12 protein-coding genes and 1 tRNA gene are annotated in these 13,425 nt (G+C 69.2%); 4 read left to right on the top strand and 9 right to left on the bottom strand.

What is annotated here, in order from left to right; genetic code table 11:
* Positions 1-20: 20 nt before the first annotated feature.
* The gene (locus tag E0H92_RS04720; protein WP_131495488.1) at positions 21-845 is read left to right on the top strand and encodes an alpha/beta fold hydrolase; all 825 of its coding nucleotides are present in this window, start codon (positions 21-23) and stop codon (positions 843-845) included.
* Here the strand turns inward: E0H92_RS04720 and E0H92_RS44605 are convergent.
* Positions 826-1,089, bottom strand: coding sequence for a hypothetical protein (locus tag E0H92_RS44605; protein ID WP_202873513.1), 264 nt, complete (start codon positions 1,087-1,089; stop codon positions 826-828). The two genes, E0H92_RS04720 and E0H92_RS44605, sit on opposite strands and share 20 nt — an antisense overlap.
* On the opposite strand from E0H92_RS44605, the gene E0H92_RS44920 reads away from it, so the two are divergent.
* From E0H92_RS44920 to E0H92_RS45445, 3 genes are all read left to right on the top strand, one after another.
* Complete coding sequence (locus E0H92_RS44920) at positions 986-1,255, top strand: methyltransferase family protein (RefSeq protein WP_238173311.1); 270 nt, start codon at positions 986-988, stop codon at positions 1,253-1,255. The two genes, E0H92_RS44605 and E0H92_RS44920, sit on opposite strands and share 104 nt — an antisense overlap.
* Positions 1,256-1,338 (top strand) — tRNA-Tyr (locus tag E0H92_RS04710).
* Positions 1,339-1,445: 107 nt separating this feature from the next.
* A complete protein-coding gene (locus E0H92_RS45445) occupies positions 1,446-1,568 on the top strand; it encodes a hypothetical protein (protein ID WP_272948828.1) in 123 nt (40 codons plus the stop codon).
* Between the two features lie 76 nt (positions 1,569-1,644).
* Here E0H92_RS45445 and E0H92_RS04700 read toward each other — a convergent pair whose 3' ends face one another.
* From E0H92_RS04700 to E0H92_RS04665, 8 genes are read right to left on the bottom strand one after another with little or no spacing between them, the layout of a single operon-like run.
* Positions 1,645-2,916 (bottom strand): alpha-L-fucosidase, encoded by a 1,272-nt coding sequence (locus E0H92_RS04700; RefSeq protein WP_165549691.1) that lies wholly within the window; start codon positions 2,914-2,916, stop codon positions 1,645-1,647.
* Complete coding sequence (locus E0H92_RS04695) at positions 2,913-4,286, bottom strand: FAD-binding oxidoreductase (RefSeq protein WP_131495486.1); 1,374 nt, start codon at positions 4,284-4,286, stop codon at positions 2,913-2,915. The genes E0H92_RS04700 and E0H92_RS04695 overlap by 4 nt, the downstream gene beginning before the upstream one ends.
* A complete protein-coding gene (locus E0H92_RS04690) occupies positions 4,283-5,149 on the bottom strand; it encodes a U32 family peptidase (protein ID WP_131464897.1) in 867 nt (288 codons plus the stop codon). The genes E0H92_RS04695 and E0H92_RS04690 overlap by 4 nt, the downstream gene beginning before the upstream one ends.
* Positions 5,146-6,507 carry a nickel pincer cofactor-dependent isomerase, group 22 gene (locus E0H92_RS04685; RefSeq protein WP_238173310.1) on the bottom strand — a complete coding sequence of 454 codons (1,362 nt, stop codon included), beginning with the start codon at positions 6,505-6,507 and terminating at the stop codon, positions 5,146-5,148. The genes E0H92_RS04690 and E0H92_RS04685 overlap by 4 nt, the downstream gene beginning before the upstream one ends.
* On the bottom strand, positions 6,507-8,327 hold the full coding sequence (locus E0H92_RS04680; RefSeq protein WP_131495485.1) for an IlvD/Edd family dehydratase: 1,821 nt from the start codon (positions 8,325-8,327) through the stop codon (positions 6,507-6,509). Before E0H92_RS04680 ends, E0H92_RS04685 begins: the two co-directional genes overlap by 1 nt.
* Positions 8,324-9,775 carry an aldehyde dehydrogenase (NADP(+)) gene (locus tag E0H92_RS04675; RefSeq protein ID WP_131464893.1) on the bottom strand — a complete coding sequence of 484 codons (1,452 nt, stop codon included), beginning with the start codon at positions 9,773-9,775 and terminating at the stop codon, positions 8,324-8,326. The genes E0H92_RS04680 and E0H92_RS04675 overlap by 4 nt, the downstream gene beginning before the upstream one ends.
* Positions 9,772-10,665 carry a fumarylacetoacetate hydrolase family protein gene (locus E0H92_RS04670; protein WP_131495484.1) on the bottom strand — a complete coding sequence of 298 codons (894 nt, stop codon included), beginning with the start codon at positions 10,663-10,665 and terminating at the stop codon, positions 9,772-9,774. The genes E0H92_RS04675 and E0H92_RS04670 overlap by 4 nt, the downstream gene beginning before the upstream one ends.
* An 11-nt stretch (positions 10,666-10,676) precedes the next feature.
* Positions 10,677-13,391: a UxaA family hydrolase gene (locus tag E0H92_RS04665; protein ID WP_131495483.1), complete on the bottom strand. Its 2,715-nt coding sequence runs from the start codon at positions 13,389-13,391 to the stop codon at positions 10,677-10,679.
* Between the last annotated feature and the right edge of the window lie 34 nt (positions 13,392-13,425).

Here is a 13,425-nt window from a genome sequence, read left to right as displayed (position 1 = left end):
GCGACACCTACCCTGGCGTCATGACGGTACGCGAGCGGCTGCTCCGAGGTCTGCCGGTCGGCGAACGGCGGATCGACGTCAACGATGTGTCGACAGTCGTTCTTGAAGGCGGGAACGGGACTCCGCTTGTTCTCCTGCACGGTGGTATCGAGTGTGGCGGGGCCTACTGGGCGCCGGTGATCCCACAGCTCGCCGAGCAGCATCGGCTCGTTGTGCCTGATGTGCCGGGGCTCGGGGAGTCCGATCCGGTCGCTCAGTTGGACCAGCCAACCTTCGACGACTGGCTGAAGGCGCTGCTCGAGCTGTGTGATCAGCCGCCGACCTTGATCGCGCACTCGCTCGTCGGGACCTTGGCCGCGCGGTTCGCGGCGATTCACAGCGAGCAACTGCAGCGGTTAGTGCTGTACGGCGTACCTGGGATCGGACCGTACCGGATGCCGATCGGGCTGCGAGCGATCGCTGTCCGGTTCGCGCTGCGCCCGTCCGCGGCGAACATGGAACGCTTCGAACGATGGGCGTTCGCCGATCTCGACGCCGTACGACGCCGTACGCCGGACTGGATGGACGCCTTCAGCACCTATACGCGCAGCCGCGCCCGCATCCCTCACGTGAAGCGGACGATGCGCTATCTGGTCACCACCTGCACCAAACAGGTCCACGACCACATCGATGTCCCGACGACGCTGCTCTGGGGTGCGAAGGACCGATTCGTACCGCTGCGCCTCGCAGAGGAGGCAGGGACCAGGCTTGGCTGGCCGTTGCAGGTGATCGGCGACGCCGGGCACGTCCCGCACATCGAGCGACCCGCCGCCTTCCTCGAGGAATTCACACGGACACGCGGCTGAAGAACATCCCGATCCCAGAAGCCAGCCTGGCCGGGATCGCGGCCGGCTTCGCCCTGGAGCAGGTACGCCGGTGGCGCGTCGGGAGCCGACCTGCCGGATGGTCGCTCGTCGCGGCGGGAAGCGTCGTCATCGCGAGTTCGTTGCGAGCAGCACGAACCACGGACCTGACCAGCCCCGAGAGGCTCGTCACGAGCGGGCCGTATGCGCTGAGCCGGAATCCGATGTACGTGGGGTGGTCGCTCATCCACCTCGGTATCGGGCTGGCTGCCGGGTCGGGGTGGGTGGTGGGGACTGTGCCGTTGGCCGGTGTGCTGATCCACCGGGATGTTCTGGGTGAGGAACGCCGGCTGGAAGAGAAATTCGAGGACGCGTACCGCTACTACCGGGACACGGTACGCCGGTACCTCTGAGCAGAAGCGCCGTCGTTGGAGAGGCGGGGCGGGCTGTAAACCCGTTGCCATGCGCTGAGCAGGTTCGAATCCTGCCTTCTGCACGCAAGACAGATATGACAAGAGAGGAGGACCGGCCGTGGCCGACCTCAGGAACAGGAAGCGAGTGCCTGGCGGCAGGACCGGTGCTCCGGTTCAGCAGGGTCACTCGATGCGACGCGTGCTGCTGGCCTGCGGGCATGTGCAGCGCGACCGGATCGCCCACCGTGGAGATCACGTGTGGTGCGAAGCCGACTGCTCCGACTGGACCCGCGTGGTCTCGGTGCAGGAGTAACGAAGTTCCCCCTGGTGACGGATTCTCGCCGGGCCCTCCGAAGGCTCGGTTCCTGGTTCGACTCCGGGCAGGGGGACTACAACAGTGGGTCGACGTGGACGGACAAACTCACTTCGGCATCAGCGCGCGCCGAGAGGACGCGGAGCCGTACGTCGTCCACCGTGACAGGCGACTCCAGCGGGAGGAGCCGGCGGTGGCCGATCGTTGTTCCCCGGGCGATCTCCTGCCAGGAACCGTCGACCAGACCGTCCACAGCAAACGACTCGACCTGCTGACCGGCCGTGATGTCCTCGCGTAGATCGAGCACGTTGATCTCACCCGGCAGCGCAACAGGCGTGTCGTAGTACTGCCGCACAGCCGCACCGAAGGCGGTCAGTGCCTCGACGTCCGGATCCGCGAACAGCCCGCGCCGGTCGGGCGGGATGTTCAGCAACAGTACGGCGTTCCGCCCGACCGACTTGCGATAGATGTCCAGCAGTTCCGGCACGGACTTCACCGCCGTGTCCTCCGCCGCGTGGTAGAACCACCCGGGCCGGATCGACACGTCGACCTCCGCCGGATACCACCGCAACTCGTCAGCGCGAGCCAACTCCTCCGGGCCGGCCACAGACGCCGCTGTCTGTGCGGCCACCATCTGCCCGTTGAGGAACGGTACGACGCTCCACTCCGTCTCCCGCGCGAACCCGTCCTCGTTGCCGACCCACCGCACATCGGGCCCGCCGATCGCGATCGTCGCGTCCGGCGCAAGCCGTCGAATCAGGTCGAACCAATCGTCATAAGAATAAGTCTGCGAGCTGCTCGTCGGATTGGCCCCGTCCAGCCAGACCTCGGCGATCGGCCCGTACGACGTGAGCAGCTCGTACAACTGCTGCAAGTAGAACCGGTTGTAGTCGTCGACCACGTACGTGAACTCGCCGATCTCCGAGGAAACCGCTGGACTCCCGTTTCCGTAGTACCCGCCGGGCGCCTTCTCCTGATAGAGATCCGCCGGCGACAGGTACACCCCGAACCCGAGTCCGCCGGCCTCACAAGCCGCGGACAGCTCACCCACCACGTCGCGACCGAACGCGGCGGAAACCGTGTGCGGAAGGTACTTGCTGGGCCACAAGCAGAACCCGTCATGGTGCTTCGCGGTCAGGATCACGCTCTTGAATCCCGCGGACACCAGCGCGGCCACCCACTGCGAGCAGTCCAGCGACGACGGATCGAACACCGCCGGATCGTCGACGCCGGTCCCCCACTCCAGGTCCGTGAACGTGTTCGGCCCGAAGTGCACGAACGCGGTCAGCTCCTGCCGCTGCCACGCGAGTTGCCGTGGCGACGGGCGGACGGCGGAGGGATCGATCACAGCAGTACCTTTCCAGGATTGAACAGGTTCCCGGGATCGAACGCGGCCTTGATCCGCCGGTGCAGTTCGAGCCCGACCGGCCCGAGCTCGGTCTCCAGCCAGCGCGCCTTCAACGTCCCGATCCCGTGCTCCCCGGTGATCGTCCCGCCGAGCCGCAGCCCCAGTTGCATGACCGCGCCGAACGCCTCCAGCGCCCGCGCCTCGGCCGCCGCATCCGCGGGGTCGAAGACCACGGTCGGGTGCATGTTCCCGTCACCTACATGCCCAGGGCAACAAATCAGTACGTCGTACTTCGCGCCGATCTCCGCGATCCCGCGCAGCAACGTGATCAACTGCGACCGCGGTACGGCGACGTCGTCGATCAGCGTCGTACCCAACGGCTCCAGCGCGGAGTTCACCAGTCGGCGCGCCTCAAGCAGCATCCGGGACTCCTCGGCGTCGGACGCCTCGGCGACCTCGATCGCGCCGTGCGCCGTGCAGATCTCGGCGATCCGCGCGACGTCCTCGGCGGCGCGTGTCCCGCGGTCGGACTGCGCGAGCAGCATCGAGCCGACATCCTCCGGGAGACCCATGTCCCGGTGGTCCTGGATCGCCCGCAGCGTCGGCTGGTCCAGGAACTCGAGCAACGACGGACGCAGACCCGAGGCCATCACGGCCGCGGCCGCCGCGATCCCGTCCTCGATGGACCGGAACGTCGCCGCCGCGGTCAACGCCGCCTCGGGCGCCGGGCGCAACGCCAGTGTCGCCTCGGTCACCACGCCGAGCGTGCCCTCGGACCCGACGATCAGCCGCGTCAGGTCGTACCCGGCGACGCCCTTCGCCGACCGCCGTCCGGTGCGCACCACCTCGCCGGACGCCAGCACGACTTCGAGGCCACGCACGAAGTCCGAGGTCACGCCGTACTTCACACAGCACAAGCCGCCCGCGTTCGTCGCGATGTTCCCGCCGACCGTCGACATCTCCCACGACGACGGATCCGGCGGGTAAAACAGGTCCTGCTCCAGCACAGCGCGCGACAACTGAGCGTTCACCACGCCCGGCTGCACCACGGCGACCTGGTCCTCGACCGAGATCTCCAGGATCTGCGTCATCCGCGCGGTCGACAGCAGCAAGCACCCGTCGATCGCGTTCGCGGCACCTGAAAGCCCGGTGCGCGCGCCCTGCGTCACGATCGGCACACCGAGCTCACCGGCCGCCCGAACGACCTCGACGACCTCCGCGGTCGACGACGGACGGGCGAGCGCCCGCGGCGCCCCGGCGGTGCAGAACTTCGCGTGATCGTTGCGATGACTGTCCAGTACGTCGGCATCGTCGACGACGGCGTCGTCTCCGAGGGCAGACCGGAGCCGCGCTACGAGCGGATCGGTCATCCTTCGTCTTGTTCGGCGAGGAGCCGCAGGATCAACTCCGCCCGGCGCACCCGTTCACGTCCGAGTGCTTCCGCCGTACCGGTCAGATGCGCGCCGACCGGGTAGATGTTCGGGGCGTTCCGCAGACCCATCTTGAGGTACACCGGGGCCGCGGTCCGGACGATCTCCGGTACGTCGTAGAAGCGGACGTGACCGCCCTGGTCGTCGGGGACCTCGATGTACATGTCGATCGGGACCGTCGTCACCGACCTGATCTCCGCGAGCACCGGCACCGGCAGGTCCGTCGACACGTTCAGGCTGGTCGCGCCGAGCCGCTCGTACAGCCGGGCGGTCGGTGCGTTCGGCAACGGCATCAGCACCGAGGTCTTCAGCACCAGATCCGCGGGCAGCTCACCCTCGATCTTCAGCTGGCCCAGAAGCTCGAGTACGCCGATGTCGCCGACCAGCAGGCTCCGTACGCCGAGCTCGACCGCGCGGTACGCGTCACACAACGACGCCGCCACCTGATCGTTGCCTCGCGCAACACCACCGACCGCGGCCGACACCTTCGCCTGGCCGCCGATGTCCCAGGAGCCGCGTGGCCCGAGGAACAGGCAGACCTCCACGCCCGCGTCGGCGCCCAGCGAGAGCATCTCCTCGATCTCGCCGTCGGTCAGCATCATCACACCGCTGCCCTGCGACACCCGATCGATCGTGACGCCGCGGTTCTTGGCCTCCTCCAGCACCGCGGTCATCACCCGCGGCCCTTCACAGGAAGGGATCTCGACCTTGTACGGCGACCCGTCGGAAAACGTTTTCGTCGACGTCTCGCCGGGCCGGAAACCGCGGTCGGCCAGCAGGGCACGTGCTTCGCGAAGGTTCATGTCTCGCTCCAAGGTCCGAGTCGCCCGGCCGGCGTCAGGTCCCGCGCCGTACCGGTGATCTCCAGGTCGAATCGTTCGGCCGCCTCGGTCAGCAGGGCCGGTGTCACCATCAACTCGTTCGGCGACAGCGTGTCCTTGATCCGGGCCAGCCGGAGCTCGGACCAGTGCCGCCGTCCGCACATCGTCACGGCCGCCAGTACGGCGGCCTCGTCGTCCTCCATCACCATCGGCAACCGCGAACGCCGCGCACCGCCGGCGCCGGAGGTCAGCGCGTTCACGTAGCTCGCGCGCAGGTCGATCTGTTCCAGCAGCCGCGCCGGGATCACGTCCGCCAGGCCGAGCCCGGACGCGTTCCCGTGCGAGGCCGGCGACAGCGAGTGGACGCTGATCGCGGCGATCGACGGCGACTCGAACTCCGGGATGCCGTGCACCCAGCAGCGGCCGATCACGTTGGTGTCCATGCCGGCGCCGGACTTGTCCTTGCCCAGTTCGTCGACGACCAGGACGTCCAGCTCGTCGAACGGCAGCCGTCCGAGCAGGCTGGAAGCTCTTTGCAGCAAGGCGTTCTCGGCCGCTTCGCCGATCCCGTCGGCGGTGAGCAGCTCGACCGACGCGGTCTGCTCGTGGGCGTTCTCCAGGATCGCGAGGCCGCCGAGGATCTTGCCCTGGGCAACCAGCAGCCGGGCGGCGGCCTCGATGTTGGCGCCGAGCGACGGGATGCCGCCGGCGTGCAGGGAGGCCGCGCCGAGGTGGTTGCCGAGTCCGATCGCGAGGATCTTCGCGATCCCGCTCTCGATCGGGCCGCGGAAGTCGGTGTGCGGTTTGATCCGGTTCACCAGCAGGACGCCGTCGGCCTTGGCGGCGATCGCGTCGTGGTGCACCTCGGTGCCGTCGTCCAGCGCACCCACGACAACGGTTTCCATCGTCGCCTCGATGGGACAGCCAACGGTTTCCGGGGTGATTCCGAGACCTTCCAGCATCTCCCGCTGACCGTCTGCGGTGGCGCCGCCGTGCGACCCCATCGCCGGGATCACGAACGGCGCGGCCCCGGCGTCGCGAAGCCAGTCCACGGCTGCCTTCACCACCGGCACCAGATCGTGAATCCCCCGGCTCCCCGCGGTCACCGCAATCCGCGCACCGGGCAGGATCCGGGACCGCAACGGCTCGAGCGCCGCCCGTGCGTCGGCGTACGGGTCGACCGACACCGGCAGATCCGTAAGAATCCGCCGGATCGGCGTGACCTGCGGAAGCGTTCCGCTCGGCCGCAGTCCTCGGACGGCGTCGAACGGTCCCCACGACCGCCTCGCTTCGCTCGGCGAGGTGGGGGTGGCGGGCGGGGCGTCGGGTCGAGTGGTCATCAGTGGCTCTGGCGGGCGACTGCGGAGCCGGTGCGGCCTACCAGGAAGTCGAGGTCGCAGCCCTGGTTTGCCTGGGTTACGTGGTCGACGTACAGGCGGGCCCAGCCTCGGTCCGTCGGCGGTGCCGGCGGTTGCCAATCGGTGCGGCGCTTCTCCAGCTCCTCCTCGGGTACGTCGAGGTGCAGCCGCCGCGCCGGTACGTCGAGCTCGATCCAGTCACCGGTCCGCACCAGCGCCAACGGCCCACCGACCGCGGCCTCCGGCGTCACATGCAGGACGACGGTGCCGTACGCCGTACCGCTCATCCGCGCGTCGGAGATCCGCACCATGTCGTCGACGCCGATTTCCGCGAGTTTCCGCGGGATCGTCATGTTGCCGACCTCGGGCATCCCCGGGTACCCGCGCGGCCCGGCGTTCTGCAGCACCAGCACGGTGTCCTCGTCGACGTCGAGATCCGGGTCCTCGACCGCCTTGTCGTACTCCTCGATACTGCTGAACACCAGCGCCTTGCCCCGGTGCCGCAACAGCCGCTCGGACGCCGCCGACTGCTTGATGACCGCACCGTCCGGGGCGAGATTCCCCTTCAGTACGGCGGTTCCCGCGCCGCTGCCGAGCGGATCGCCGACGGGGCGAATCACGGCGTACGTCTCGCTCCCGGGAGCACCGCCGGGGTACGTCGCCTCGATCCGCTCCGCGTTCGCGACGTTCTCACCGATCGTCTTGCCGGTGACCGTGATCGCGTCGGTCTTGAGCAGCGGCAGGATCTCCTTCAGCACCGCGGGCAGGCCGCCGGCGTAGTAGAAGTCCTCCATCAGGTACTTGCCCGACGGCTGCAGATCGACCAGCCACGGGACGCCGCGCGCCCACTCGTCGATGTCGTCCAGCGTCACGTCGACGCCGACCCGGCCGGCGATCGCGAGCAGGTGGATGACGAAGTTCGTCGAGCCGCCGATCGCCGCGTTCGCCCGGACCGCGTTCGCGAACGCGTCCCGCGTCAGCACGTCACTGATCTTGAGGTCCTCGCGCACCATCTCGACAATCCGCTGCCCGGACTTCTGCGCGATCACGTACCGGCGGGAGTCGACCGCCGGGATCGCGGCGGACCCGGTCAGCTGCAGGCCGAGCGCCTCGGCCATACAGGCCATCGTGGACGCCGTGCCCATCGTCATGCAGTGGCCGTTGCTGCGCGACTGGCCGGCCTCGGCCGCCGCGAAGTCCTCGGCCGACATCCGGCCCGCGTTGAGGTCCTGCGTGAACCGCCAGACCGCCGTACCGGAGCCGATGTCGCAGCCGCGGAATTTACCGTTCAACATCGGACCGCCGGTGACGACGACGGTCGGCAGGTCGACGCTGGCGGCGCCCATGATGGAGCCGGGCGTGGTCTTGTCGCAGCCGGTCAGCAGCACGACGCCGTCCAGCGGATTGCCGCGCAGCGACTCCTCGACGTCCATGCTGAGCAGGTTCCGGAACAGCATCGCGGTCGGCCGCAGCAGCGTCTCGCCGAGCGACATCACCGGGAACTCCAGCGGGAACCCGCCGGCCTGCCAGACCCCGCGCTTCACCGAGTCGGCGAGCCGGCGCAGGTGCGCGTTGCACGGGGTGAGCTCGGACCAGGTGTTGCAGATCCCGATCACCGGGCGCCCGTCGAACGCCTCCTCGGAGAACCCCTGCGACTTCATCCACGACCGGTGGATGAAGCCGTTCCGGCCGTGCTCACCGAACCAGTGGTCGAAACTCCGCCGTCCGGTCGACGCCGGCGCCGCTTCACCGGCCAGGACGTCGCCCTCGGCCGGGTCGTTGGTCGGAGGTACATCAGTCATCGCGACACCTCACCTGTGGTCACGGTTCCGTTCACCCGGCGGGTGATCCCGGCCGGGTTCGAGTCCTTCAGTACGTCGGGCAGCACCGCATCGGGGGCGTCCTGGTACACGACCGGACGCTGGAACCGGCGCGCCGCCGTCACCCCGACGCTGGTGTGGATCGAGCCGACCGTCGACGGGAACGGCCCGCCGTGGTGCTGGGCCCACGACACCGCGACCCCGGTCGGCCAGCCGTTCCACAGCACACGCCCCGCACGGGCGGTCAGCAGCGGGAGCAGGTCGCGCGCGAGCTCGGCGTCCGCGTCCTCCGCGTGCAGCGTCGCGGTCAGGTTGCCGTCGAACGCCTCGACCGCCGCCCGCAACTCGTCGAGCGACGAGTACTCGACGACGACCGAGACCGGGCCGAAGCACTCCTCGAGAATCTCGTCACGGCGGGCCAGCAGCTCGGGCACCGTGGTCTGCAGCAGGGTCGCGCCGCCGGAGGCCCAGACCCGTACGCCGTCGACCTTCTCCAGCCGGTCGAGGCCGGAGCTGAAGCCGTCCTTGATGCGGTCGTTCAGCATCGGCGCCTCGGCGACGGCCCCGGCCGCGTCGGACAGTTGCTCCTGCAGGCCGTGGCCGGCCGGGAGGAAGAGCAGTCCGGGCTTGGTGCAGAACTGCCCGACGCCGAGGGTGAACGAACCGACGTACCCGGTGGCGATGTCCTTGCCGCGGGCATCGATCGCTGCCTGCGTGACGAAGACCGGGTTCAGGCTGCCGAGCTCACCGTAGAACGGGATCGGCTCGGGGCGCGTGACGGCGATCTCGTGCAGTGCCTTGCCGGCCGGGACCGAACCGGTGAAGCCGGCGGCGGTGATCCGCGGGTCCTTGAGCGCTGTGACGCCGACGTCGAAGCCCGAGATCAGGCCGAAGGTCCCGTCCGGCGCACCGGCGGCCTTCAGTGCCTCGATCATCACCTCGGCGGTGCGGACCGAGAGCTCCGGGTGACCCGGGTGGGCCTTGACGATCACCGGGCAACCGGCCGCGAGCGCGGACGCGGTGTCGCCACCGCAGACGCTGAACGCGAACGGGAAGTTGCTGGCGGCAAACACCAGGACCGGGCCGAGCGGGACCAGGACGCGGCGGAGGTCGGGGCGTGGGACCGGCTTCGCCTGCGGGTCCAGGGTGTCGATCGTGACTTCCAGCAGGGAGCCTTCTTCGAGCGCGTCCGCGAACATCCGCAGCTGGCCGGTGCTCCGGGCGACCTCGCCCGTCAGGCGGGCCTGCGGCAGGGAGCTCTCCCGCATCGCGATCGGCACCAGCTCACCGGACGCCGCGTCCAGCGCGTCCGCGACGGCGCGGATCCAGCCCGCCCGAACGGCGGGCTCGGAGGATCCGAAGGCCGGTGCGGCCGCGGCCGCCGCGGCGAGCGCTTCCTCAAGCTGAGCGGGCGTGGTGTCCGAGGTCATCGGAGTCCCTCCAGGTTGTTGGTGGCGAGGAACTCGAACGGTTCCCGGCCTACGGCCACGGTATTCGTGAGGGTGCCGACCTCGTCGATGGTGATGGTGATGACGTCGCCCTCGGCCAGGGCGAAGTCCAGTTCGGGGACGATGCCGGTGCCGGTCGCGAGGATCACGCCGTCGGGGAAGTCGTTCGGCAGGAACAGTGCGTCGATCAGGTCCTGCAGCTCGCGCACCAGCTTCTCGGTGGACGTCGTACCGCTGAACACCTCGTCGCCGCCGCGACGGATCACCAGGTTGATCCCCAGCTTCTTCGGGTCCGCGACCTCCCACACCGGCCGGATCCCGGACGCCAGCGCGCAACCGCCCGCGAACAGCTTCGCCTGCGGCACGTACAGCGGGTTGACGCCTTCGATCGACCGCGAGCTCATGTCGTTGCAGACGGTGAATCCGACGATCTCACCGTGACTGTTGGCGACGACCGCCAGCTCCGGCTCGGGGACGTCGTGACCGGAGTCGGACCGGATCCCGACCGGCTCGCCGTCGACGACGACCCGCCAGGCCGGCGCCTTCTGGAACAGCTCGGGCCGGTCGGCCGTGTACACCTTGTCGTAGACCGACTGCTCGCTGCTCTCCTCCATCCGGGCGCCGCGCGAGCGCTCGTACGTCACACCCGCGCACCACACCTCACCGCGACCGTCGATCGGCGGGAGGAACGTCAGCCCTGCGACGGGCAGCGCCTCGCCGGCCTTGTCGACCTCCGCCTGCAGATCCTCGCGGGTGAGCCGGAGCAGTTCGGCGAAACTGTTCACCCCCGGCAGCGGGGCCACCGTGTCCCCGGTGCGCACACCAGGGCTCGGGCGACCGTCGACCGGGGACAGATAGCGGACCAAATGCATGGACAGACCTCTCACATTGACGTTCCGAGCAGACCGCGGGTGATCTGGAATCCGACGTTGCCGGAGGCAACCGCTTTGGGGACGAGCCGGCGACCGGCGACCGCGGCGACGACGTCCAGCCCGATCCGCGCCTGCTCGGCCGCGTCACCGGTGGCCACCGCGTCCAGGTCGTCGCCGTACGTCGCGACCGTCTCCGGGTCGTTGCTGAACTCGACGACCGGGACGAACCGCTGCGCCGACAGCGTGCCGCCCGCGACATGGGCCAGGATCTGCTGAACGCCGGTCGCGCCGAAGCCGGTCGCGGTCTCCATCCAGTCCGTTCCCGGCATCCGCATCACGTGCCACCCCGGCGCCGCGAACCGCTGGCCGTGCGCGATCGTCGGGCCCACCGGGTCCGCCGATCCGAACGCCGCGGTACGGAATCCGTCGTGTGCCAGCAACGCGCCACGCGACGACAGTACGACGGAACCGCCGGAGCCCACGATCTCGCGGCCTATCAGCGCGAGCGCCTCGGCAGTGGTGTCCGAGAACGCTCCGCGGGCCTCCAGGCCGATCGTCAGCGCACCGAGATCACCGGTCTGGGCGAGCGGTGCGGGCAGGTCGAAGCTGCCGAACCAGTCCTTCACCCGGCTGCCTACAGCGTCGAGACCGCCGTCCGCCTGGATGCTCGCCCAGCCGAAGCGGGACGGATCCGCGCCGGCCTCGACCAGCCGGGACCGGAAGTAGTCGTTGTGCGTCTTCTCGCACCCGTGCTCGAGAAGCAGGGCCATCCGGGTGTTCGGGTGCAGGAGGTAGCCGAGCATGATCCGCGCGAAGGTCTCCTCGGAGGCGCCGCCGCTGCTGCCGCAACCTTCGGTGTGCGGCAGCGCGACCATCCGCGTGACGGCGTCACCGGCCCACTTCTCCAGCTCGGCCTGGGCTGCGATCCGCAGGGCGATCTGGCCGGAGCAGAGGCTGGTCGGCAGGATCAGGCCCACCGCCTCAGGTACCAGGCGGTCGTCGACGCGCAACAGTTCCGCGGGTGTCCGGCTGTCGGAGGTCAGGCCTCGGTGCGGGAGGCCGTCGAGCGGAGCGTCGCGGTCCTCGCTCGGGAGGTCGACGAGTTTCCGGCTCATCCGGCCGTCCGTGGTGATCGAGATGCCCTCGCGGTGTCCGGTCTGCTTCCAGTTCCGCCAGATCGACACCTGGCTGTGGCCGGCGCGCTCGCCCGCGCTCTGCTCACCGGACGCGACGCGGACGACGAGATCGAAGGTCTCCGCGGTCAGGTCCGCCATCGACGTACCCGTCAGGTACTTGCCGGCGTCGATGTCCATCTCGGCGTGCAACCGCTCGTACCGGGCGCTGGTCGTGACGAACTTCAGCGTCGGAACGAACGGAAAGTTCGTGATCGAGCCGTTTCCGGTGGTGAAGAAGATCAGGTTGCAGCCACTGCCGATCTGGCCGGCCACCGACTCGAGGTCGTTACCGGGGCTGTCCATGAAGACGTACCCGTCGCCCGGCAGCGGTTCGCCGTAGTCGATCACGTGGTCGAGCCGGACCTCGCGCGGCAGTTTCCGGGCCGCGCCGATGGACTTCAGCACGATGTTGTAGAGCCCGCGGTACACGTTGCCGCCGGACGGATTCCCCTCGGCCGTGTGCCCGTGCCAGCCGACGCGTTCCTTGAACGACTTGATCGTCGCCAGAAAACGTTTCGCGGTCGCCAGGTCGCGGACGTTCTTCAGCACGTACGGCTCGGCGCCGATCAGTTCGTCCGTTTCCGCGAGCACCGCCGTACCGCCGTGCCGGATGACCTCCGCGCTGACCTGCCCCGCGAGCGGGTTCGCGGAAATTCCGGAAAACGCGTCAGAACCGCCGCACTGCAGGGCGATCTTGAGGTCCGCGAGCGGGACCTCCTGGCGCTGCTGCGCGTCGACGACCGGCAGCCACGGCTCGATCAGCGCGCCGGCGGCCGTCAGGTCGTGCTCGAAGCCCGCGCTCCGGGTGAAGTAGGCGTGCGGCACCTTGATCGACGGGTAGCCGTTCTCGGCCAGGAAGTTCTTGATCGCCTCGCCGGAGACCACATCGCCCTCGGTGTCGACGATCAGGACGGCGCCGACGTTCGGGTTCAGCGTGAAGCCGCCGAGGGTGGCGAGCAGGAAGTGCAGGTTGTTCGGGACCTCGTCCTCGCCGCCTTCGGTGTGCGCCACCGGTACGACGCCGTCACCCGCGGCCGCGCCGTCGAACCGCCGCGCCAACTCGGTGACGAACCCGCTGCTGCGCGAACTGGTCGCCAGCAGTACGACGTGATTTCGCGTCCCGGCCGGACCCTGCTCCCGGGGATAGCCGAGGAACGTGCCGGGCTGCTCGACGCTCGTCACCTGGGCGCCGAAGTGCAGCGCCGACTCGTCCAGCTCGAACGGATCGAGCGGTTCGTTCGTGGCCGAAGGCTCCGCGGGCAGCCCTTCCACGCCACGGGCCGTGACCGCGGCAAGGCTGGTCGGCGTACAGACGTAGTCGCCGGGGACCAGGTCCCGGGAGGCGCGCGCGAACGCGGTGTTCCACGAGGTCAGTGCGTCTTGGGCGCTGACCGGTGCGACCACGAAGCGGTGTCCCTCGAGCACGGTGTGCGGCAGCGTGATCGTCGTACCGTCGAGCTCGACCTCCGTGCCGGCCTCCAGCCGCTGCGAGGCGATCGCGACATTGTCGCCGGGCTCGGGCAGGACGCCGATCTGTTCGAACCGCACCATCGTTCGCGACCTTCCCTAGCGTGCCCGTGGCTTG

The organism is Kribbella speibonae (assembly GCF_004331375.1).
In the GTDB taxonomy this organism is placed as follows: Bacteria; Actinomycetota; Actinomycetes; order Propionibacteriales; family Kribbellaceae; genus Kribbella; species Kribbella sindirgiensis.
This window is presented reverse-complemented; position numbering and strand designations above follow the sequence as displayed.